The organism is Gryllotalpicola daejeonensis, assembly GCF_039538145.1.
Taxonomy (GTDB): domain Bacteria; phylum Actinomycetota; class Actinomycetes; order Actinomycetales; family Microbacteriaceae; genus Gryllotalpicola; species Gryllotalpicola daejeonensis.
Window position 1 is genome coordinate 665,789 of the sequence record NZ_BAABBV010000001.1, and the last position, 21,009, is coordinate 686,797.

At 69.9% G+C, this 21,009-nt stretch carries 21 protein-coding genes and 2 tRNA genes; 11 read left to right on the forward strand and 12 right to left on the reverse strand.

Annotated elements, in window-relative coordinates; genetic code table 11:
• Positions 1–26 precede the first annotated feature (26 nt).
• From ABD736_RS03340 to ABD736_RS03355, 4 genes are all read right to left on the reverse strand, one after another.
• Positions 27–617: an ATP-dependent Clp protease proteolytic subunit gene (locus tag ABD736_RS03340; RefSeq protein WP_344790316.1), complete on the reverse strand. Its 591-nt coding sequence runs from the start codon at positions 615–617 to the stop codon at positions 27–29.
• Positions 618–793: 176 nt separating this feature from the next.
• On the reverse strand, positions 794–2,239 hold the full coding sequence (gene tig / locus ABD736_RS03345; protein WP_344790317.1) for a trigger factor: 1,446 nt from the start codon (positions 2,237–2,239) through the stop codon (positions 794–796).
• Positions 2,240–2,277: 38 nt separating this feature from the next.
• A tRNA-Pro gene (locus tag ABD736_RS03350) sits at positions 2,278–2,355 on the reverse strand.
• 30 nt (positions 2,356–2,385) lie between these two features.
• Positions 2,386–2,456: transfer RNA gene (locus ABD736_RS03355), tRNA-Gly, on the reverse strand.
• Positions 2,457–2,545: 89 nt separating this feature from the next.
• On the opposite strand from ABD736_RS03355, the gene ABD736_RS03360 reads away from it, so the two are divergent.
• Positions 2,546–3,220, forward strand: coding sequence for a Pr6Pr family membrane protein (locus ABD736_RS03360; protein WP_344790318.1), 675 nt, complete (start codon positions 2,546–2,548; stop codon positions 3,218–3,220).
• On the opposite strand, the gene ABD736_RS03365 is transcribed toward ABD736_RS03360, so the two are convergent.
• The 6 genes from ABD736_RS03365 to ABD736_RS03390 all read right to left on the reverse strand — a co-directional run bounded on the left by ABD736_RS03365 (position 3,155) and on the right by ABD736_RS03390 (position 8,928).
• A complete protein-coding gene (locus ABD736_RS03365) occupies positions 3,155–4,633 on the reverse strand; it encodes an amidohydrolase (protein WP_344790319.1) in 1,479 nt (492 codons plus the stop codon). The two genes, ABD736_RS03360 and ABD736_RS03365, sit on opposite strands and share 66 nt — an antisense overlap.
• 15 nt (positions 4,634–4,648) lie before the next feature.
• Entirely contained in the window at positions 4,649–5,668 is a 1,020-nt protein-coding gene (locus ABD736_RS03370) for an Fpg/Nei family DNA glycosylase (RefSeq protein WP_344790320.1), read from the reverse strand.
• A 15-nt stretch (positions 5,669–5,683) separates the two neighbouring features.
• On the reverse strand, positions 5,684–6,172 hold the full coding sequence (locus ABD736_RS03375) for a ribose-5-phosphate isomerase (protein ID WP_344790321.1): 489 nt from the start codon (positions 6,170–6,172) through the stop codon (positions 5,684–5,686).
• Between the two features lie 9 nt (positions 6,173–6,181).
• Complete coding sequence (locus tag ABD736_RS03380; protein ID WP_344790322.1) at positions 6,182–7,528, reverse strand: FtsX-like permease family protein; 1,347 nt, start codon at positions 7,526–7,528, stop codon at positions 6,182–6,184.
• The gene (locus ABD736_RS03385; RefSeq protein WP_344790323.1) at positions 7,525–8,238 is read right to left on the reverse strand and encodes an ABC transporter ATP-binding protein; all 714 of its coding nucleotides are present in this window, start codon (positions 8,236–8,238) and stop codon (positions 7,525–7,527) included. Before ABD736_RS03385 ends, ABD736_RS03380 begins: the two co-directional genes overlap by 4 nt.
• An 87-nt stretch (positions 8,239–8,325) precedes the next feature.
• Positions 8,326–8,928 (reverse strand): mycothiol-dependent nitroreductase Rv2466c family protein, encoded by a 603-nt coding sequence (locus ABD736_RS03390; protein ID WP_344790324.1) that lies wholly within the window; start codon positions 8,926–8,928, stop codon positions 8,326–8,328.
• Positions 8,929–8,998: 70 nt separating this feature from the next.
• On the opposite strand from ABD736_RS03390, the gene pepN reads away from it, so the two are divergent.
• The 8 genes from pepN to ABD736_RS03430 all read left to right on the forward strand — a co-directional run bounded on the left by pepN (position 8,999) and on the right by ABD736_RS03430 (position 18,571).
• Positions 8,999–11,560, forward strand: a complete 2,562-nt coding sequence (gene pepN / locus ABD736_RS03395) for an aminopeptidase N (protein ID WP_344790326.1) — start codon at positions 8,999–9,001, stop codon at positions 11,558–11,560.
• Between the two features lie 95 nt (positions 11,561–11,655).
• Positions 11,656–12,567, forward strand: coding sequence for an ABC transporter ATP-binding protein (locus tag ABD736_RS03400; protein WP_344790327.1), 912 nt, complete (start codon positions 11,656–11,658; stop codon positions 12,565–12,567).
• Complete coding sequence (locus tag ABD736_RS03405) at positions 12,564–13,442, forward strand: ABC transporter permease (protein WP_344790328.1); 879 nt, start codon at positions 12,564–12,566, stop codon at positions 13,440–13,442. The genes ABD736_RS03400 and ABD736_RS03405 overlap by 4 nt, the downstream gene beginning before the upstream one ends.
• Positions 13,439–14,698 (forward strand): sensor histidine kinase, encoded by a 1,260-nt coding sequence (locus ABD736_RS03410; RefSeq protein ID WP_344790329.1) that lies wholly within the window; start codon positions 13,439–13,441, stop codon positions 14,696–14,698. The genes ABD736_RS03405 and ABD736_RS03410 overlap by 4 nt, the downstream gene beginning before the upstream one ends.
• Positions 14,695–15,384 (forward strand): response regulator, encoded by a 690-nt coding sequence (locus ABD736_RS03415; RefSeq protein ID WP_344790330.1) that lies wholly within the window; start codon positions 14,695–14,697, stop codon positions 15,382–15,384. The genes ABD736_RS03410 and ABD736_RS03415 overlap by 4 nt, the downstream gene beginning before the upstream one ends.
• 12 nt (positions 15,385–15,396) lie before the next feature.
• Positions 15,397–16,497 carry a mechanosensitive ion channel family protein gene (locus ABD736_RS03420; protein ID WP_344790331.1) on the forward strand — a complete coding sequence of 367 codons (1,101 nt, stop codon included), beginning with the start codon at positions 15,397–15,399 and terminating at the stop codon, positions 16,495–16,497.
• Positions 16,498–16,499: 2 nt separating this feature from the next.
• The gene (locus ABD736_RS03425; protein WP_344792199.1) at positions 16,500–16,898 is read left to right on the forward strand and encodes a globin; all 399 of its coding nucleotides are present in this window, start codon (positions 16,500–16,502) and stop codon (positions 16,896–16,898) included.
• A 5-nt stretch (positions 16,899–16,903) separates the two neighbouring features.
• Positions 16,904–18,571 (forward strand): FAD-binding dehydrogenase, encoded by a 1,668-nt coding sequence (locus tag ABD736_RS03430; protein WP_425555021.1) that lies wholly within the window; start codon positions 16,904–16,906, stop codon positions 18,569–18,571.
• A 4-nt stretch (positions 18,572–18,575) separates the two neighbouring features.
• On the opposite strand, the gene ABD736_RS03435 is transcribed toward ABD736_RS03430, so the two are convergent.
• On the reverse strand, positions 18,576–19,232 hold the full coding sequence (locus ABD736_RS03435) for a DUF8185 domain-containing protein (RefSeq protein WP_344790333.1): 657 nt from the start codon (positions 19,230–19,232) through the stop codon (positions 18,576–18,578).
• A 23-nt stretch (positions 19,233–19,255) separates the two neighbouring features.
• Between ABD736_RS03435 and ABD736_RS03440 the strand changes: the two genes are divergently transcribed.
• Together ABD736_RS03440 and ABD736_RS03445 are read left to right on the forward strand one after the other, a co-directional pair.
• Positions 19,256–20,143, forward strand: a complete 888-nt coding sequence (locus ABD736_RS03440) for an acyl-CoA thioesterase (RefSeq protein ID WP_344790334.1) — start codon at positions 19,256–19,258, stop codon at positions 20,141–20,143.
• Between the two features lie 22 nt (positions 20,144–20,165).
• Entirely contained in the window at positions 20,166–20,609 is a 444-nt protein-coding gene (locus ABD736_RS03445) for a QcrA and Rieske domain-containing protein (RefSeq protein WP_344790335.1), read from the forward strand.
• 3 nt (positions 20,610–20,612) lie between these two features.
• Here the strand turns inward: ABD736_RS03445 and ABD736_RS03450 are convergent, their stop codons facing one another.
• Positions 20,613–20,990 (reverse strand): RidA family protein, encoded by a 378-nt coding sequence (locus ABD736_RS03450; RefSeq protein WP_344790336.1) that lies wholly within the window; start codon positions 20,988–20,990, stop codon positions 20,613–20,615.
• Positions 20,991–21,009: the final 19 nt, after the last annotated feature.

Consider the following 21,009-nt stretch of genomic DNA (forward strand, 5'->3'; position numbering starts at 1 on the left):
GACGTTCCTCTTCTTCTCGCTCGCGCCTACGCCTGCTGATCCGTGCCGCCGCCACCGGTGACGTCGGTCGCGGTGTCGCGGATGTGGTCGACGAAGCCGTACTCCAGCGCCTCCTGCGCGTTGAACCAGTGGTCGCGGTCACCGTCGGCGGTGACCTGCTCGAAGGTCTTGCCGGTGGCCTCTGCCGTGATCTGGAACAGGCGCTTCTTCATGTCGGAGATCAGCTGGGCCTGGGTCTGGATGTCACTCGCGGTGCCGCCGAAGCCGCCGTGCGGCTGGTGCAGCAGCACGCGGGCGTTCGGCGTGATGTAGCGCTTGCCCTTGGTGCCCGCGGTCAGCAGCAGCTGACCCATCGAGGCGGCCATGCCGATGCCGACCGTGACGATGTCGTTCGGCACGAACTGCATGGTGTCGTAGATCGCCATGCCGGCCGTGATCGAGCCGCCGGGCGAGTTGATGTAGAGGTAGATGTCCTTCTTGGGGTCCTCTGCGGCGAGGAGGAGGAGCTTCGCGGCGATCTCGTTTGCGTTGTCATCGCGGACCTCTTCGCCGAGCCAGACGATCCGGTCCCTCAGCAGTCGATCGAAAACACTGGGAGTCAGTGTCGGTTCGGCCATGTGTGATGCTCCGTTTCTGAAGTAGAACTGCATCGAATCTATCGGTGGGCAACGCACGGGGCCGGGGCTGTTCGCCCACGGCGCATGCGTGTCGCCCTCGCGGGGCGATGCGCGCATTAACGACGGATGCCGGGGCGCATCGGCCCCGGCATCCGTATCAGTACTTCGCGTGTCGCCTACTCGGCGTCGCCCTCGGCCTCGGCGTCGGCGTCTGCCTTCTTGGTCGACTTCTTCGCCTTCTTGGCGGGCTTGTTCGCCTCGGCGATGGCCTCGCCGGCGCTCTCGGCCGCCTCTTCGTCGCTCTGCGGCTCGGCCTGCAGGATGATGTCGGAATCGTCGTCGTCGTTCTGCACGGCGGCGAACTCGCCGAGGTCGACCGCGTTGCCGTCCTCGTCGGTCACGACGGCCTTGCCGAGGACGATCGAGATCGCCTTGCTACGGGCGACCTCGCCGACCATCTGCGGGATCTGGCCGTTGTCAGCCAGGATCTTGATGAACTCGTTGGGGTCCATGCCGTACTGGGCGGAGGCCTGCACCAGGTACGAGGTGAGCTCGTTCTGGCTCACCGTGACCTTCTCGGACTCGGCGATCTCGTCGAACAGGATCTGCGTGCGCAGAGCCTTCTCGCTCGCCTCCTTGACCTCTGCACGGTGCTCGTCGTCTTCGAGGCGGTTCTCGGCCTCGAGGTGGCGGTGCACCTCGTCCTCGATGACGGCCTCGGGCACGGGGATCTCGGCCTGCTCGAGCAGCAGCTCGACGAGCTTGTTGCGCGCCTCGTTGCCCTGGGCGAAGGTCTTCGACTTGGCGGCCTCGGACTTGAGGCCCTCGCGCAGCTCGGCGATGGTGTCGTACTCGCTCGAGATCTGAGCGAAGTCGTCGTCGGCCTCGGGCAGCTCGCGCTCCTTGACGGAGTTGACCTTGACGCTGATCTCAGCCTCTTCGCCCTCGTGGTCGCCACCGAGCAGGTTCGACTTGAACGTCGTCGCCTCACCGGCGGTGAGCGAGTCGAGCGCGTCGTCGAGACCGTCGAGCAGGTCGCCGGAGCCGAGCTCGTAGGAGATGTTCTCGGCGCTGTCGACGACCTCGTCGCCGATCTTCGCCTCGAGGTCGATCTGCACGAAGTCGCCGCTCTTGGCGGGGCGGTCGACCGTGATGAGCGTGCCGAAACGGCTGCGCAGGCGGTCGAGCTCGGCCTCGACGTCGGCGTCGGTGACCGCGGAGGACTCGACGGTGACGGCGAGCTTGTCGTAGTTCGGGACCGTGATCTGCGGGCGCACGTCGACCTCGAACGTCACCACGAGGTCGCCCTCGAACGTGTTGACGTCGGGCACCGTCACGATGTCGGCCTCGGGGCGGCCGAGCGGGCGCAGCTTGGTCTCGGTGACGGCCTCGCGGTACGCGCCGTCGAGCGAGTCGTTGATCGCGTGCTCGAGGACGGCGCCCTTGCCGACCCGCGTGTCGATGATGGCGGGCGGCACCTTGCCCTTGCGGAAACCGGGAATGGTGACGTCGGCGGCGATGTGCTCGTAAGCGTGCGTGATGCTGGGCTTCAGCTGCTCCGGCGTGACCGTGGTGGTGAGCTTGACGCGCGTCGGGCTCAGCTGTTCGACCGTGGTGGGCACTGGTGGTTCTCCTAGGAGGTGATGGACATCTGCGGTAGTGGTCGGGGCGACAGGATTCGAACCTGCGACTTCCCGCCCCCAAAGCGGGCGCTCTAGCCAAGCTGAGCTACGCCCCGGATGCATGCGATCCGCACGGTGGTACCGCGAGGGGGCGACGGGAATCGAACCCGCGTAATCAGTTTGGAAGACTGAGGCTCTACCATTGAGCTACGCCCCCGGAAGGGTTTCTTCGCCGCCCGAAGGCAGCCTGTTCAGCATACGGCATGGCCCGGGGGCGTTTCCGAGCATGGGCATTACGCTCGCGACGTGAAGTTCACCGTCGCAGCGCTGCGATTCGCGTTCAGCGCGCTCATGCTCGCCGCTGTCACCCGCTCGTTCGTCTACGACGCGACCCACGGCGGCGACGTCTGGCCGTGGGACTGGTTCGGCTACTTCACCAATCAGAACAACCTCGCCGCGGGCTTCGTGCTGAGCCTCGCGGGCATTCTGCTGCTCACCGGTCGGCGCCTGCGCTGGCTCGAATACGCGCGCGGCGCCGTCACCGTCTACATCTTCATCGTCGGCACCGTCTACTGGACGCTGCTCGCCGCGAGCATGCCGCCGGAGATCCCGTGGACCAACAACGTCGTCCACGGCGTGATACCGGCCTACTGCCTGCTCGACTGGCTGCTCATCGGCGACCGCGCGCCGCTGCGCTTCTGGAAGCTGTGGGTGATCTTCCCCTATGCCGTGGTCTGGCTCGGCGTCACGCTCACCCGCGGTGCGACCGACCACTGGGTGCCGTATCCGTTCATGGATCCGGCGACCGGCTACGGCAGCGTCTCGCTGTACTGCGGAGCTATCGTCGTGATCGCGGTCGTCGTGGCGCTCGTCTTCTGGGCGGCGAGCCGCTTCAGAGGCATCCTGCTGCGCGACTCAGCGGATCACGTCGAAGCTGAACCGGCCCGCGAGCATCGTCGCGACGACGGGCTGGCTGCGTAGCGCCGCGACGTCCGCCTCGCGCGGGTCCGCGCCGAGCACGACGAGGTCGGCCGGCTGGCCGACGGCGATCGATGAGCGCACGGATGCCTGCACCGCGCGCTCGACGGAGACAGTCTGCTCCCCGTGCCAGGCCGGGCGGTCGCCTCGCGTGCGGAAGACCGCCGCCGCGATCGCGACCCACGGGTCGAGCGGGGCGACGGGGGCGTCCGACCCGAGGGCGAGTTCGGCGCCGGCATCCGTCAGCGCCCGCAGCGGAAAGGCGTGTGCACAGCGAGCGCCCCAGTAGCGCTCGGCGATGTCGCGGTCGTCCAGTGCGTGCTCCGGCTGCACGCTGGCGGTCACCCTGAGCGCCGCGAAGCGGGGCAGGTCCTCGGGCAGCACGAGCTGCGCGTGCTCGATCGAGCCGCGCGCGCCGGTGATCGCGAAGGCGTCGAGCGCGTGCGAGATCGCGTGGTCGCCGATCGCGTGCACGGCGGCGCCGAGGTCTGCGCGCACGGCGCGCCGCAGCAGCGCGACGAGCTCGTCGGGCGGCACCGTCAGCTGGCCGCGCGCACCGTCGCCGGTGTGGCCGTGGTACGGCTCGCGCAGATAGGCCGTTCGCGTGTTGAGCGAGCCGTCGGTGATCACCTTGAGCGGGCCGAGGGTGAGCAGGCCGGATTCCTCGAGCGGCTCTCCCCCGCCGACGCCGAGCGAGAGCGCGTCGTCGAAGCGGTCGGGGTAGAACGCGGCGCTGACGCGCAGCTCGTCGAAGCCCGCCGCGAAGCGGCGCAGCCAGTCGCCGGGGGCATAGCCCCACTCGAAGTCGACGATGCCGACCACGCCGCGGGCGGCGGCGGCCTCGGCCGCCTCGTGCACCCAGCGGTCGACGGTTTCGACGGAGACCTCGTCGAGCGCGTCGATGACGGCGAAGGCGTCCTGCTCGCGCAGCACGCCGCTCGGGTGCTCGCGGAAGCCGTGCGCCTTGAGCGCGGCCGAGTTCAGCCACACCGTGTGCAGGTCGGCGCTGACCGCGACGACGCGGCGCTCGGGGCCGTCGTCGCCGATGTCACCGTGGCTCAGTGCTTCGTCGAGCAGCTCGAAGTGCGGAACGTCCGGCCAGAGAGCGTCGCGGAACCCGACGCCGACCAGGTCGCCGTCGGGGTGCGCGTCGGCATACGACGCCAGCATCGCCGCGGCATCCGCCGCCGACTGCGCCTCGCCCAGCTGAACGCGCCTCGAGGACTGGGCCCACTGGGTGAAGTGCGTGTGCTGGTCCCAGAGGCCGGGGATCAGCAGGTGCCCGTCGAGTTGGATGTGCTCGCCGCGAGCCGGCACCTCGCCGGCGGGGGTGACGGCCGAGATCACCCCACCGGTCACCGTCACGTCCACGAGCCGGCCGTCGAGCAGCCGAGCGTTGCTGAAGGTGACGGTCACTTCGGGCTCCTTCGCCTAGGCCTGGTCCTTGGGGCACCAGTAGAGCTTGCGATTCGCCATGTCCTGCATGGCGATCGGCGTACCGCACACGCGGCACGGCAGGCCGGTGCGGTGGTACACCCAGTGCCGATCATCGCGTTTGGCCATGGCGCGGCGATAGGCCTCGCCGGTGAGTCCGTCCATCGTCATCATCTGGCCGGTGCGCACGCCGACGTCGAGCAGGTGCACCCAGTCGCGCCACAGCTCACGTGCCGTCTGCTCGGGAACCTGCTTGCCCGGTGTGAACGGGTTGAGCCGGGCGCGGAACAGCAGTTCGGCGCGGTAGACGTTGCCGATGCCGCTGACGACGGACTGGTCCATGAGCAGCTGCCCGATCGGCTGGTTCGACTTCCGGATGGCGGCGACGACGCGGTCTTCGGCCTCCTGCGAATCGTCGTTGAGCGGGTCGGGGCCGAGCCGGTCGATGTGCTGCTGCACCTCGAACGCGCTGATCGCCTCGCACGCCGTGGGCCCGCGCAGATCGGCGCAGGCCGTCTCGGTCAGAATGCGGACGCGCACCTGGCCGACGGGCGGCGGCGGGAACTCGAAGTCGGCGTCGTCGTTCTCCTTCTCGGACTCGGCCATGTGCAGCCGCGCCTTCCGCGGCGCACCGATGGAGTGGATCGAGTCCTCGCCGTCGGCGTCGTTCAGATAGTCGCGGTCGGTCTCGAGGGGCTCGCCCTCCGCGAAGTCCGTGCCGCGCTGGTTCGTCTGACCCATGCGGCCGCCGGCCGACCTGATCGTGGCATCCGTCGTGATCTCGCCGGCGAAATCCCACGCGCCGTACAGGCCGAGGTGCACGCGCAGCCAGAGCCCGTTGTCGAACTCGAGGAACATCTGCTTGCCGACCGCGGTCGCACGCGTCATGGTCGCGCCGTCGAGCATCTTCGCGCCCGCGGCGAAGCGGCCCTGCGGGCTCGAGACGGCCACCCGGTGCCCCACGAAGTTGCGGGCGAACTGCCGGGCGATGCGGTGGACGGAATGCCCCTCAGGCATCGGTCGACACCCGCATCAGTGGTCGACGCCCTTGCCGGCGATGTCGCCCGTGGCCTCGTACTCCGCGAGCTGCGCGATGCGGCGCGCGTGACGCTCCTCATTACTGAACGGCTCGGCGACGAACAGGTCGATGAAGCGGATCGCCTCGTCTTCCGTGTGCTGTCGGGCCCCGATCGAGATGACGTTCGCGTCGTTGTGCTGGCGGGCCAGCAGCGCGGTCGAGTCGTTCCAGACCAGCGCTGCGCGGATGCCCTTCACCTTGTTCGCGGCGATCTGCTCGCCGTTGCCCGACCCGCCGAACACGACGCCGAGCGACTCGGTGCCGGCCTGCTGGTCGTTCACGACCGCCTGGGCGGCGTTGATGCAGAACGCGGGGTAGTCGTCGAGCGCGTCGTACGCCGTGGGGCCGTGGTCGACGACCTCGTGACCCTGCTCGCGCAGATGCGCCTGGATCTTCTGGCTGAGGTCGAGTCCGGCGTGGTCCGTGGCGATGTGGATGCGCATGGATTCAGATTACCGATCAGGCAAGGTCGCGGATGCCTCCCCGACGACCCGCCGCAGCACCGGGCGCGTCGCGGCGAGACCCGCCCAGACGAGCCCGATGCCGAGCGCGAGACAGCCCGCGATGACCGCGAGCCCGAGCGGCTGCAGCAGCAGCGTGTACCCGGTGAGCGGGAACAGGACGAGCGCCGCCGCGGTGGCCGAGCCGACGGTGACGACGAGCAGAGGCGCGAGCACGGCGCGGCGGCGCGCGGAGTCCATCACCGTGAACGGCATGCCGATGCGGTCGAGGCTCACATAGAGCGAGCGGCGATCGAGGATGCCTGCTGCCTGGTTCACGCCGATCGCGCAGGCGACCATCGCGAACGACATCACGAGGGTCAAGATCACACCGGTGCGGATGTCTGCTGCGAGCAGTCTCGAAGCGGCGTCCTCTGACCCCATCACGTGCGTGAAAGCGACGCCGATGCCGGTGAAGACGGCGACGAAGCTGACCAGGGCAAGCGCCCCGACCTGCCGCCACGCGCCCTTGACGTCGTGGAGCACGGTGCGCGCCGCGATCAGCTGCGCAGGGCCGCTCGCGCGCTTCAGCCAGCGACGGCCGAAGCCGCGCAGCACCAGCGGGCCGACCAGGCCGAGCATGGACAGCACCGCCCCGAACCCGCACAGCAGCACGGCGATGACGAGGATCAGCCCGCCGATCTGCGCGAACGCATTGAGCGAGCTCGAGATGGCGACCGCGATGACGAGAACCCCGGCGGCGATTCCGGCCCGCAGCCACTTCACCCCGGCGCTCACGACCCGGGTGCGCACGCCGAGCGGGGTGAGGACGACGGCACGCAGGCCGATCGCGGCGCTGACTGCGCTGAGCAGCGCGACGCCGCCGATCACCGCGAAGAACACCCACGCGGGCGGCCAGATCGCGCCACCGAGAGCACGCCCGTCGAAGTGCAGAAGGCCGAACAACGGCAGGGCGCCCAGTGAGGCGATGGCCCCGATGACCGCGCCGGCGAGTGCGACCACCGTCGATTCGAGCACCGTGAGCGCCGAGACGAGCCCGGTGGACGCGCCGAGGAGGCGCAGGCTAGAGAGCCGCTCGTCGCGCCGGCGAGCGGCGAGACGTGCTGCGGCGCCGCCGAGCGACGCCAGCGGAATGACGAGCAGCACGAGGGCGAGCAGCGCCAGCATCCGATACGTCGACCCGTTCTGCCCGGCGAAGGTGAAGAAAGCGAACACGCCACCGGTGACGACGGTCGTGCAGAGCGTCACGACGGCGAAGGCGACGGCCGGAAGCACCACGGTAGAGGCGTCGCCACCGGCGCGGCGCGCGAACAGCCGGGCGAGCGCGAGCGTGGTCACGATGCCTCCGCCTGGGCGCGTTCGGCGACGCCACTCGTCTCGACGATCACACCGTCGGCCATGTGCAGCGTGCGATCGCACCGCGCGGCGACGCCGGCGTCGTGCGTGACGACGATGAGCGCTCGCCCCGACCCGACCGTCGAGGCGAGCAGCGCGGTCATGACCTCGGTCGAAGTCACAGAGTCGAGGGCGCCCGTCGGCTCGTCGGCGAACACGACCGCAGGTTGCGCCGCCTGGGCGCGGGCGATGGCGACGCGCTGCTGCTGGCCACCGGAGAGCTCGCCGATGCGAGCCGTGGCCTTGTCGCTGATGCCGAGGAGCTGCAGCAGACGAAGCGCCTCCGCCTCGGCATCCGATCGCCCCTGCCCGAGCAGCAGCAAAGGAAGCGCGACGTTCTCGCCCGCCGTCAGCTCGGGAAGCAGCAGTCCCTGCTGGAACACGAAGCCGAACGTGGTGCGGCGCAGCTCGCTGCGGCGGCGATCGCTGAGTGCCGCGACCTCGACCACGCCGGCGGTGGTGCGCAGCAGCACCTCACCGGCGCCCGGCCGCTCGATACCGGCGAGGCAGTGCAGCAGGGTGGTCTTGCCGCTGCCGGATGGGCCCATGATCGCGACGGATTCGCCGGGTGCGACCGCGAGGTCGACGCCGCGCAGCGCGCGGGTGGGCCCGAAGTCCTTGAAGAGGCTGCGAGCCTCGATGAGGTTGTGCATGCCCCCATGTTTTCGGGCGACGGATGCCTCGCACATCGCCCGCGAGGCGGGTTCTGCGCGCGGCATCCGTCATACCGCGGGCCCACCTCAGTCGAACTGCGGTTCCCTCGTGCGGGTGCGCTTCAGCTCGAAGAAGCCGTCGTACGAGGCGGCGGCGACGATGCCGTCCCAGAGCGTGAGCGCCTGCTCGCCGCGCGGGGTCGGCGAGATGACCGGGCCGAAGAACGCCGTGCCGTTCACGGCGATGATCGGCGTGCCGACCTCCTGCCCGACGCGCTCGATGCCGTCGTTGTGGCTCGCTCGCAGCTGGGCGTCGTACTCGTCGCTGTCGGCGAAGCGCGCGTAGTCGGCCGGAAGGCCGGTGTCAGCCAGGGCACCGGCGATCACCGCGTCGGCGTCTTTCGAGCCACCGGGGTGGATGCGGGTCCCGAGCGCGTCGTACAGAGGTTTCACGCTGGCCTGACCCTCGAGTTCGCCGACGGCGGTGACGAGGCGGGCGTAGCGCAGCAGCCGCGGGAAGTTCTTCCGGTAGCTCTCCGGCACGTCCTTGTCCTCATTGAGGATCGCGAGGCTCATGATGTGCCAGGTCACGTCGAGGTCGCGCGCCGCGCTCACCTCGTCGACCCAGCGCGAGGTCATCCAGGCCCACGGGCACGAGGGGTCGAACCAGAAATCAACTGACGTCGTCATGACACCAGTTCTACTCAATAGGGTTTTGTCGGGGCCACGAGTCCCGCCGCCCACCGACGAAGGAGCACCGTTGCCCGGAGAGAACCTCACCAGAATCGAAGCCGCCGAGCGCAAGGCGGTCGTTCAGACCCACGCCTACGAGGTCAAGCTCGACCTCACGCAGGGGCCGGAGACGTTCCGCAGTGAGACGAAGGTGACCTTCGCCGCGACGCCCGGCGCCTCGACCTTCATCGACTTCATCTCGAAGACGGTGCACTCGGTGAAGCTCAACGGCGTCGAACTCGACGTCGCGGCGGTGAACGACGGGGTGCGCATCCAGCTGCCCGAGCTGCAGGCGTCGAACACGCTCGTCGTGGTCGCCGACGCGCTCTACACCAACACCGGCGAAGGGCTGCACCGCTTCGTCGACCCGGTCGACGGCGAGGTCTACCTCTACTCGCAGTTCGAGGTGCCCGACTCGCGGCGCGTGTTCGCCGTGTTCGAGCAGCCCGACCTCAAGGCCACGTTCCAGTTCACGGTGACGACGCCGTCCGATTGGATCGTGATCAGCAACTCCCCCACTCCGGAGCCCATCTTCTCGGGGCCGATCGACGGTGAATCCTTGAAGGACTCGGTGACCTACGTCTTCGAGCCGACCCCCGTGCTGTCCTCCTACATCACGGCGATCATCGCCGGCCCCTACCAGGGCGAGACGAGCGAGTTGACGAGCGCGGACGGCCGCACGATCCCCCTCGGCGTCTACGCGCGCAAGTCGCTCGTGCCCTACCTCGACGCCGACTACATCTTCGAGAAGACCAAGCAGGGCTTCGCCTTCTTCGAGTCCAAATTCGGCTACCCCTACCCGTTCGCGAAGTACGACCAGGTGTTCGTGCCCGAGTTCAACGCGGGGGCGATGGAGAACGCGGGCGCCGTCACGCACACGGAGGCGTACGTCTTCCGCTCGAAGGTGACGGATGCCGTGCGCGAGCGCCGCGTCGTGACCGTGCTGCACGAGCTCGCCCACATGTGGTTCGGCGACCTCGTCACCATGAAATGGTGGAACGACCTGTGGCTCAACGAGTCGTTCGCCGAGTACGCCTCGACGCTCGCGACTGCAGAGGCCACCGAGTGGACCGAGGCGTGGGCGACCTTCGCGTCGACCGAGAAGTCGTGGGCCTACAACCAGGACCAGCTGCCGTCGACGCACCCCATCGTCGCCGCGATCCGCGACCTGGAAGACGTGCAGGTCAACTTCGACGGCATCACGTACGCCAAGGGCGCCTCGGTGCTCAAGCAGCTCGTCGCGTGGGTCGGCCAGGACGCCTTCCTCGCCGGAGTGCACGAGTACTTCGTGAAGCATGAGTACTCCAACACCGAGTTGCGCGACCTGCTCGTCGAGCTCGAGAAGACGAGCGGTCGCGACCTCGCCGACTGGTCGGCGAAGTGGCTCGAGACCGCGGGCGTCAACACGCTGCGCCCCGAGTTCGAGACGGATGCCGAGGGCAAGATCACCTCGTTCGCGGTGCTGCAGACCGCCGAGGCCGACTACCCGACGATCCGCCCGCACCGCCTCGCGATCGGCTTCTACACGCTCGAGGGCGACCGTCTGAGCCGTACCCACCGCGTCGAGCTCGACGTCGACGGTGAGCGCACCGAGGTCGCCGAGCTCGTCGGCCTCGAGCAGCCCGACCTGATTCTGCTGAACGACGACGACCTCGCCTACGCGAAGATCCGCCTCGACGAGCGCTCGCTGCAGACCGCCGTCGCACACCTCGGCAAGATCGACAGCGAGCTCGCGCGCTCGATTGTCTGGGGCGCTGTGTGGGATGCCACGCGCGACGCCGAGGCGAAGGCGAGCGACTTCGTGCAGCTGGTGCTGAACAACGTCGGTGCCGAGACCGGTTCGACCACCATGCGCACCGCGCTGAACCAGCTGGTGCTCTCGGTGGGCGCCTATGTCGCGCCCGCGAAGCGGGAGGCAGCGACGATCGCTGCGGCCGACGGCATCTGGGCGCTCGCGCAGCAGGCTGAGCCCGGCAGCGACGCGCAGTTCCAGTTCGTCAAGGTCTTCGCGCAGCTCGCGAGCACCGACGAGCAGCTGGCCACCGTGGCCGGGCTGCGCGATGGCTCGGTGACCCTGCCCGGCCTCGAGGTCGACACCGACCTCGGGTGGGAGCTGCTGCAGTCGCTCGTCGTGGGCGGCAAGGCCGGCTCGGACGAGATCGACGCGGCGCTCGCCGGCGACAATACCGCCAGCGGCAGCCAGTCGGCCGCGCACGCCCGCGCGGCGCTGCCGACCGCTGAGGGGAAGGCCGCGGCGTGGGCATCCGTCGTCGACCAGGACGGCGCGCCCAACCTGATCGTCCGCGCGACGGGCGCAGGGTTCCAGCGCGCGCACGACCACGAGCTGCTCGCGCCGTTCGTCGGGAAGTACTTCGACAGCCTGCGCGGCATCTGGGATTCCCGCAGCTACGCCATCGCAGCGGGGCTGATCAACGGGCTCTACCCCTTCACGCTCGCGAACCAGGAGCTCGCTGACGCGACCCGTGCGTGGCTCGACGCGAACCCGGAGCCTGCGGCTCTGCGCCGCCTCGTGGTCGAGAACCTGGCCCGCGTCGAGCGGGCGCTCAAGGTGCAGGCGGCCGACGCGTAGGCGACCTGCGTAGTACCGGAGTCTGAGGCATCCGTGCCTCGAAACGGGCCCCGCGGCTGACGTGCCGCGGGGCCCGTGCTCATTACGGTTGGCCCATGATCGAAATCCAGAACCTCAGCAAGAGGTACGGAGACAAGCTTGCGGTGGACGACATCACGTTCACCGTCCGGCCCGGCATCGTGACCGGGTTCCTCGGCCCGAACGGCGCCGGCAAGTCGACCACCATGCGCATGATCATGGGGCTCGACCGGCCGACCTCCGGCTCCGTGACCATCAACGGCGCGCCCTACACGCGGTTGCGCGACCCGCTGCGGCAGGTCGGGGCACTGCTCGAGGCGAAGGCCGTGCACACCGGCCGCAGCGCCTTCAACCACCTGCTGGCGCTCGCCGCCACGCACGGCATCCCGAAGCAGCGCGTCGACGAGGTCATCCACATGACCGGCCTCGAATCGGTCGCGAAGAAGCGCGTCGGCGGCTTCTCGCTCGGCATGGGGCAGCGCCTCGGCATCGCGGTCGCGCTGCTCGGTGACCCGCAGACGCTCATCCTCGACGAGCCGGTCAACGGCCTCGACCCCGAGGGCGTGCTCTGGGTGCGCCAGCTCACCCGCTACCTCGCCTCGCAGGGCCGCACCGTGTTCCTGTCGAGCCACCTCATGAGCGAGATGGCGCAGACGGCCGATCACGTCATCGTGCTCGGCCGCGGCAAGGTCCTCGCGAACGCGCCGATCGCCGAGATCCTCTCCGGCGCGTCCGGCCAGCGCGTCACCGTGCGCACGCCCACGCCCGACCTGCTCATCGGCGCGATCGCCTCGCCCGACGTGCAGGTTCAGCAGACCGCCGACGGCTCGCTGTCGGTGAACGGCATCGCGGCCCAGCAGATCGGCGAGGCCGCCGCCCGCGCCGGCGTCGTGCTGCACGAACTCACTCCCGTCACGGCCAGCCTCGAGCAGGCCTACCTCGAGCTCACCCAGGACGAGGTCGAATACCACTCGGAGGTGGCCAAGTGACCACGGCAACCGCACCCACGCATCAGGCGCCCCACGTCGACCTCGACGGCATCCGCTTGAGCTTCGCGCGCCTCGTGCGCAGCGAATGGATCAAGCTGCGCTCGATCCGCTCGACCATGTGGTGCTTCGGCATCCTGTTCGTGCTCAACATCGGCTTCCCGCTGCTGATCGCCTCGACCGGCAGCGTCGGCGGCACCGACAACCCGCACCTCGTCGGCGACAACGCGAACCAGGTCGCGCTCATGGTGGTGACGCTCGGCGTGAACTTCACGCAGCTCGTCGTCGCGGTGCTCGGCGTGCTGATCATCTCCGGCGAGTACGCCACCGGCATGATCCGCGGCACCTTCACCGCCAACCCCGGGCGTCTCGGCTCGATGTTCGCGAAGGCGCTCGTGCTGGCCATCGCGACATTCGTCGTCAGCGCCGCCTCCACCTGGATCGCCGCGATCGCCGTGCATCCGATCCTGTCCGGGCAGGGCATCGACTACGACCTCGGCGACTCCAAGATGTTCCTGCCGATCCTCGGCTCGAGCGTCTATGTCACCCTCGTCGCGCTGCTCGCCTTCGGCATCGGCTCGCTGGTGCGCGCTTCGGCCGGCGGCATCGCGATCACCCTCGGCCTGCTGCTCGTGGCACCGCTGATCCTGCAGATCCTCACCAATCTGCTTCACGGCACCACGTGGCCGGCCAACGTCAGCGCGTTCCTGCCGTCGAGTGCCGGGGCGGAGCTCTTCAGCTACACCACGCCGAGCGGAGCCCAGCACCCCGCCGACACCGTCGTGCTGAACGGCTGGCAGGGCTTCGGCGTCCTCGGCGCCGAGGTGCTCGCCGTGGGCATCGCGGCCCTGACACTGGTCAAGCGCCGGGACGCGTGACCGTTCTCGACCCACAGGACGACCTCCGGCTGCCTCGCCAGCCGGGGGTCGTCCGCCGGTTCTGGGCGAGGCACGAGGCACTCGCCGACTGGCTGATCGCGATCTTCTGGGGCCTGCCCGCGACGCTGATCACGCTCATCACGCTCGAGACACGCGACCACGTCTTCGGTGTCTGGGGCGCCCTTGTGGCTGCGCTTCTGGTCGTGGGCTCGTGTGCAGGCATCCGGTTGCGCCGCACCCGCCCCGTGCTCGCCTTCGCGATCCTCTGCATCGCCCTGCTGCCGGTGCCGTTCGTCGAGTCGGGGCCCTCGCAGCTCATCCCCGTCTTCGGCGTCTACAGCCTCGCCGTGTATCGCTCGAATGCAGCCGCCTGGATCGGCGCCGCCGCCCTCGAGGTCACCTCGACGCTCTACGTCTGGCTCGTCTCGCCGCTCGGCACCAGCCGCACCCTCGCGCACAGCCCCGCGCAGTGGACGCCGATCTTCGGCATCGAGCTGCTCATCGCGCTCGCGATCGGCATCACCGTCGGCAACCGCCGCCGCTATCTCGCCGCCCTCATCGATCGCGCCCACCAGCTCGCCCGCGAGCGCGACCAGCAGGCGCTGCTCGCGGCTGTCGCCGAGCGCGCGCGCATCGCGCGCGACATGCACGACGTGGTGTCGCACTCGCTCACCGTCATGGTCACGTTGGCAGAGGGCTCGGCGATGACCGCAGAGACGGATGCTTCGCGAGCCGCCACCGTCATGAGACAGGTCGCCGAGACAGGAAGGGAGGCCTTGACGGGCATGCGCCAGATGCTCGGAGTGCTCGGCAGCGAGGGCGAAGAGGCCGCCCTCGCCCCGCAGCCGACCGCCGTGGACATCCCACGCCTCGTCGAGCGCTTTCGCGAGCTCGGCCTGCCGGTCACACTGCGCATCGACGGCGAGCTGCCCGCGGAGCCCGCGCTGCAGCTGGCCACGTATCGCATCGTGCAGGAGGGGCTCACCAACGCCCTGCGCTACTCGCACGGGCCGACCCGCGTCGAGGTGCTGATCGACGCGGCATCCGACCCCATCACCGTCGTCGTCGACGACGACGGGCTGCCCGGCATGCCGACTCCGTCGGTCGGCGCCGGCCAGGGGCTGCTCGGCCTGCGCGAGCGGGTGTCGGCCCTCGGCGGTAGCCTCGCCTCTGGCCCGCACGAGAGCGGCGCGGGCTGGCGCCTCGCCGCCACCGTTCCCAGGCAGCCCGATTCGACCGGAAAGGACACCGCATGACGCGCGTCGCGATCGCCGATGACCAGTCGCTCGTCCGCATGGGCTTCCGCATGGTGCTCGAGGCGCAGCCTGACCTCGAGGTGGTCGGCGAGGCCGCAGACGGCAGTGAGGCTGTCGAGCTCGCGCGCCGAGAGCGGCCCGATGTCGTCCTCATGGACGTGCGCATGCCGGGCACCGACGGCATCGCCGCCACCGCCGAGATCGCCGCGGAGCTGCCCGAGACGCGGGTGCTCGTGCTCACGACGTTCGACCTCGACGAGTACGCGTTCGGCGCCCTGCGCGCGGGGGCGAGCGGATTCCTGCTCAAAGACGCCCGGCCAGAGGAGCTGCTCGCGGCCATTCGCGCCGTCGCCGCGGGCGACGCCGCCGTCTCACCGCGCATCACGCGGCGCATGATCGAGCTGTTCGGCGCGCAGCTGCCCAGCGACGCACCGCGAGCGGATGCCGCGGCTGCACTCACGCCGCGCGAGCGCGAGATCCTCCTCGCCATCGGCCGGGGCCTGTCGAACACCGAGATCGCCGCTGAGCTGTTCCTCACGGAATCCACGGTGAAGACCCACGTGGGCCGCGTGCTCGCCAAACTCGCGCTGCGCGACCGGGTGCACGCGGTGATCTTCGTCTATGAGAACGGCCTGCTGAACGGCTTCGCGTACGGCGCCCAGGGGCCGGAGAAGTCCGGTTCGTAGACTGGGCCGACTATGAAGAGTGCCACTCCCGTAGACACCGCGACCACCGATTTCTGGGCAGGGCTGACCGACTTCTTCCACACGCCGCTCGGCACCGTGCTCTGGCGCTTCGGCTCCGCCGTGCTGATCGCGATCTGCGCGATCATCGCCACGTGGATCCTGCGCATCGCGATCCGCCACATCGTGCACCGGATCGTCAGCACGGTGAAGAAGGCACAGGGCGTCGAGACGACCCAGGCGCTGCAGGTCTCGCCGATCGCCACCGTGCGTGTGGTGCAGCGCACCCGCACGCTCGGCTCGGTGCTCACCAACATCGCCAACGTCGTGGTGGCCGTGATCGCCCTGCTGCTGATCCTGCACGTGCTGGCCCCCGACGTGCTGGCGTCCTTCGCGATCCTCTCCGCCGCGATCGGCGCGGGGCTCGGCTTCGGCGCCCAGAACGTGATCGGTGACATCCTCAACGGCCTGCTCATGGTGATGGAGGACCAGCTCGGCGTCGGCGACATCGTCGAGGCCGGCATGGTGAGTCTCGCGACCGACGGCGTCGTCGAGGCCGTCGGCATTCGCACCACTCAGATCCGCGACGTGAACGGCACCCTCTGGTACGTGCGCAACGGACAGATCCTGCGCGTCGGCAACCTGTCGCAGGGCTGGACCCGCGTCATCGTCGACGTCGCCGTCGGCTACGACAACGACGTCGACGAGGTGCAGAGCAAGCTGCTCGAGAGCGCAGAGGCCCTTGCCCGCGAGACCAAGTGGCGGCCCCGCATCGTCGAGAAGCCCGAGATCTGGGGCATCCAATCGGTCGCCGACGACATGATCGTGCTGCGCGTGGCGGTCAAGACCCGCTCGACCGCGCGCGACGACGTCGCCCGCGAGCTCAACGCGCGCGTGTTCGCCGCGGCGCGCGAGGCGGGCGTGACCGTGCCGGCGCTGTCGAACCCGATTCTGAGCGGCTTCGAGAGCGTGGCGTCGGTGAACGGCGCTCACCCGCCGCGCACCCGGCCGATCCCGCCGGTGCAGGCCGAGGCGCCCAAGCCGAAGAAGCGCAGCGTGCGCCGCAAGCCGACGGGCGGACCGCCCCAGGTGAACCCGCCGGAGGAGGAGCTGTGACGATCGAGCAGGAGCCGGCCGACCCCGCCACGTTCTACGAGCAGATCGGCGGCTCGGCGACGTTCGCCCGGCTCGCGCATGCCTTCTACCAGGGCGTCGCCGGCGACGAGGTGCTGAAGCCGATGTACCCCGAGGAAGACCTGGGGCCGGCCGAAGAGCGCCTGCGCCTGTTCCTCGAGCAGTACTGGGGCGGACCGACGACCTACTCCCAGCAGCGAGGCCACCCGCGTCTGCGGCTGCGGCACCAGCCCTTCAAGGTGAACCCCGAAGCGCGCGACCGGTGGCTCGCGCACATGCGCGCCGCCGTCGACTCGCTCGGGCTGTCGCCGTTGCACGAGGCGACACTCTGGGCCTACCTCGAGCGCGCCGCCCACGCGATGGTGAATACTTTCGAGGCGTGACTTCTGTGAGGGCAACGGGGCCCGATGCTGAGAACACCGACGCGATCGTCGTCGGCCACGGGCTCGCGGGGCTCGTCGCCGCCTGCGAGCTGCTCGAGGCGGGCAAGCGCGTCACGATCGTCGACCAGGAGCCGGTGCAGGCGCTCGGCGGCCAGGCGTTCTGGTCGTTCGGCGGCCTGTTCCTCGTCGACACCCCCGAGCAGCGCCGCCTCGGCGTGCACGATTCGCTCGAGCTCGCGCGCCAGGACTGGTTCGGGTCTGCCGCATTCGACCGCGACAGCGACGAGTGGGGCAGAAGGTGGGCGGATGCCTACCTCGAGTTCGCCGCCGGTGAGAAGCGCGCCTGGCTGCGCTCGAAGGGCATCCGCATCTTCCCGCTGGTCGGCTGGGCCGAGCGCGGCGGTGGCTCGGCGGGCGGTCACGGCAACTCCGTGCCGCGTTTCCACATCGCCTGGGGCACCGGCCCGGGCGTGCTGCAGCCCTTCGCCGACCGCGTGAAGACCGCGGCCGCTGCCGGGCGCGTCGTGTTCCGCCACCGGCACCGGGTCGACGAGCTCATCGTCGAGAGCGGTGCGGTGGCAGGCATCCGCGGTGCTGTGCTCGCCGATGACGACGTCGCACGCGGGAAGTCCTCGAATCGCGAGGTCGTGGCGGACTTCGAGCTGCGTGGCGACGCCGTGATACTCGCCACCGGCGGCATCGGCGGCAACCACGAGCTGGTGCGGAAGGCGTGGCCGGAGCGCCTCGGTACTCCCCCGGCGACGATGATCTCCGGCGTGCCGGCGCACGTCGACGGCCGCATGCTCGAGATCGCCGCCGCGGCCGGCGCGCGGCTCGTGAACACCGACCGCATGTGGCACTACACCGAGGGCATCGTCAACTGGGACCCGATCTGGCCGATGCACGGCATCCGCATTCTGCCTGGCCCGTCGTCGATGTGGTTCGATGCGGTGGGGCGCCGGCTGCCCGCGCCGAACTTCCCCGGCTACGACACGCTCGCGACGCTCGAGCACATCCAGAAGACGGGCTACGACCACACCTGGTTCGTGCTCACGCAGAAGATCATCGAGAAGGAGTTCGCCCTCTCGGGCAGCGAGCAGAACCCCGACCTCACCGAGAAGGACTGGGGCCGGGTGCTGCGCCGGGTCACGCCCGGCGCGCCCGCGCCCGTCGAGGCGTTCAAGCAGCACGGCGAGGACTTCGTGGTTGCCGACACGCTGCCCGAGCTGTTCCAGGGGATGCTGGCGAAGACGGATGCCCCGCTCGACACCGCCCTCATCGAGAAGCAGCTCACCGAGCGCGACCGTGAGCTCGCGAACCCCTACAGCAAGGACCCGCAGCTCGCCGGCATCCGCAATGCCCGCACGTTCCTGGGCGACCGGCTGGGGCGCGTCGCCACGCCGCACCGCATCCTCGACCCGAAGGCGGGGCCCCTGATCGCCGTCAAGCTGCACATCCTGACGCGCAAGAGCCTCGGTGGCATCCAGACCGATTTGTCGGCGCGCGTGCTCCGGGCTGATGGTCGGCCGCTGCCCGGGCTCTACGCGGCCGGCGAGGTGGCCGGCTTCGGCGGCGGCGGAGTGCACGGCTATCGCGCGCTCGAGGGGACTTTCCTCGGCGGGTGCCTCTTCAGCGGGCGCATCGCGGGGCGCGCCGTCGCGGCGGCGCTGTAGACGCTCAGCCGCGCAGCGACCACGCCGCGCGCTTCACGAGCACGTGCCCGCGGCGCATCGAGAGCCTCGTCCACGGGCCGGTCTCGAAGATCGCGATCTCTTCGCCCGCATCGCCGAGGAAGCCCAGCGAATCGGCCGCGAACGCGACGCCCGCGGCGACGTCGCCCAGCTCGTCGATCGGAGCGCCCCACACCGAGCCGCGCACCCGCCACACCAGCTGCTCGCCTGTGCCCTCCGGGATCGCCCGGGCGACCTCGGCGATGCCGTCTGCGGCGACGCGCTGCAGCAGTGAGGCATCCGTCTGACCCACGCGCTGCCAGCCGCCTCTGGGTGGCGAGATGCCCGCCCACGTGACGGTCGAGACCTCGAGCGGCAGCCGGATCTCGCCAGGCTCGGCCCGCGCCAGCCTGTCGAGCAGGGAACGCGTCGGCACGACCGCGTCGAACTCGACCTCGGGGGAAGTGCGGAAGGTGCGCAGGCCGAGCACCGTCGGCGTCTGGTCGAGCAGGCCGTGCGGGTACAGCACCGCCGTGTAGGCAGCGAGGACACCTGCAGAGGCGACGAGGCGCACCGATCCGTTTTCGACACGCCCGGCGCGCCCGAGATAGGTCTGCAGGTCGGAGACGGCAAGGGCGTCGTCGAGCGAGAAAGTCGAACTCATGGGCACTGAATAGACTACGAGACATGGACCCGGTCTCCGCGATGCTGCAGGCTCTGGATCTCACCGACACGGGTGCGCGCACCAACGAAGACATCTTCACGGCGCCGAGCCAGTGGATGCCCATGGGGCGGGTCTTCGGCGGGCAGGTGCTCGCGCAGTCGATCATCGCCGCGTCGCGCACGATGCCCGACGACCGCATGATCCACTCGCTGCACGGCTACTTCCTGCGCCCCGGCGACGTGAAGCTCGGGGTGACGCTCGGCGTCGACCGCATCCACGACGGGCGCTCGTTCTCGACCAGGCGCGTGCAGACGTTCCAGGCCGGCGTGCCGATCATGTCGCTGATCGCGTCGTTCCAGGTGGAGCAGGGCGGCGTCGACCACCAGGTCGACATGCCAGACGACGTGCCGGAGCCCGAGTCGCTGCCGACCGTCAGTGAGCACCTCGCCGGCATCCAGCACCCGGCCGCCCACTTCTGGACGGAGGCGCGCGCCTTCGACATCCGCTACATCGACGCGCCCGTCTATCTGCCGGTGGACGACTCGGGCGAGCGGACGCCCCACCAGGCCGTCTGGCTCAAGGCGAAGAGCACCCTGCCCGACGACCCGGTACTGCACCGGGCCGCGATGGCCTATGCGAGCGACTACACGATCCTCGAGCCGGTGCTGCGGCGCCACGGCGTCGCGTGGGCCACGCCTGGCATCAAGATGGCGAGCCTCGACCACGCCATGTGGTGGCACCGGCCGGCGCGCGCCGACGAGTGGCTGCTCTACGTCGAAGACGCCCCCAGCGCGCAGGGAGGCCGAGGGCTCGCGCACGCCCGCATCTACCGGCAGGACGGCGCGCTGGCCGCGACTGTCGCGCAGGAGGGCATGCTGCGCGTTCCCGAGCAGCACACAGCCCACGAATAGCCGCCCGACCGAGGATCAGCACATGAGCCAGCTCACCCGCCGCGCAGCCCTCTCTCTTACTGCCGCAGGTGCGGCCGCCGTCTCTCTGGCGGCTTGCTCGCCCACGAACGGGCAGGCGCCGGGCGACACCGGCGGTGCGGTGACGCCGACGAAGGATGCCACCGGGAAGCTCTCCGTCGCCGCGTCCAAGGTGCCGGTCGGCGGCTCTGTCGTGGTGCAGACCGGGTCCCAGTCGGACCCGGCCGTCGCGCTCGCCCAGCCGAAGTCGGGCCAGTTCGTCGCACACACGGCCGTGTGTACCCACCAGGGATGCGTCGTCGCGGCCGCCGGCGCCGAGCTGCACTGCCCCTGTCACGGCTCGAAGTTCGACGCCTTCACGGGCAAGGCGATCCACGGCCCGGCGTCGCTGCCGCTCGACGAGGTCACGGTCACGGTGAACGGCGACAACCTCGAGTTCGGCGCGTAGCCACTAGCCCAGGTACGCCGTCAGGCGGATCGAGATGAGGATGCCGGGCAGCACCGCACCGAGCTTCGCCGCGTAGCGGGCGGGCGGGTCGTGCGGGAAGCACCGCGCGTACTCCTCGTTCATGCCGGCGAAGTCGTCGGGGTCGACGAGCAGAATGCCCACCTCGACCACGTCGTCGAGGGTGCCGCCCGCAGCGCGCACGACCGCCTCGCAGTTCTTGAGCGCCTGCCGGGTCTGCTCTTGGATGGTCGGACCCGCAACGACGCCTCGGGCCGGGTCGACACCGACCAGGCCCGAGACATACAGGAATCCCCCGGCCTTGACGGCCTGGCTGTACAGCGGCGACGCCGGCGCTTCCGGCGTGCTGATTACCTCGCGCATGCGGCCATGGTGCTCCCGG

Coding starts and splice junctions, on each gene's coding strand:
- ABD736_RS03440 (WP_344790334.1), top strand. CDS start 19,256: ATGGACCCGGTCTCCGCGATGCTGCAGGCTCTGGATCTCACCGACACG.
- ABD736_RS03390 (WP_344790324.1), bottom strand. CDS start 8,928: ATGACGACGTCAGTTGATTTCTGGTTCGACCCCTCGTGCCCGTGGGCC.
- ABD736_RS03445 (WP_344790335.1), top strand. CDS start 20,166: ATGAGCCAGCTCACCCGCCGCGCAGCCCTCTCTCTTACTGCCGCAGGT.
- ABD736_RS03415 (WP_344790330.1), top strand. CDS start 14,695: ATGACGCGCGTCGCGATCGCCGATGACCAGTCGCTCGTCCGCATGGGC.
- ABD736_RS03435 (WP_344790333.1), bottom strand. CDS start 19,232: ATGAGTTCGACTTTCTCGCTCGACGACGCCCTTGCCGTCTCCGACCTG.
- ABD736_RS03370 (WP_344790320.1), bottom strand. CDS start 5,668: ATGCCTGAGGGGCATTCCGTCCACCGCATCGCCCGGCAGTTCGCCCGC.
- ABD736_RS03400 (WP_344790327.1), top strand. CDS start 11,656: ATGATCGAAATCCAGAACCTCAGCAAGAGGTACGGAGACAAGCTTGCG.
- ABD736_RS03375 (WP_344790321.1), bottom strand. CDS start 6,172: ATGCGCATCCACATCGCCACGGACCACGCCGGACTCGACCTCAGCCAG.
- ABD736_RS03450 (WP_344790336.1), bottom strand. CDS start 20,990: ATGCGCGAGGTAATCAGCACGCCGGAAGCGCCGGCGTCGCCGCTGTAC.
- ABD736_RS03340 (WP_344790316.1), bottom strand. CDS start 617: ATGGCCGAACCGACACTGACTCCCAGTGTTTTCGATCGACTGCTGAGG.
- ABD736_RS03385 (WP_344790323.1), bottom strand. CDS start 8,238: ATGCACAACCTCATCGAGGCTCGCAGCCTCTTCAAGGACTTCGGGCCC.
- ABD736_RS03420 (WP_344790331.1), top strand. CDS start 15,397: ATGAAGAGTGCCACTCCCGTAGACACCGCGACCACCGATTTCTGGGCA.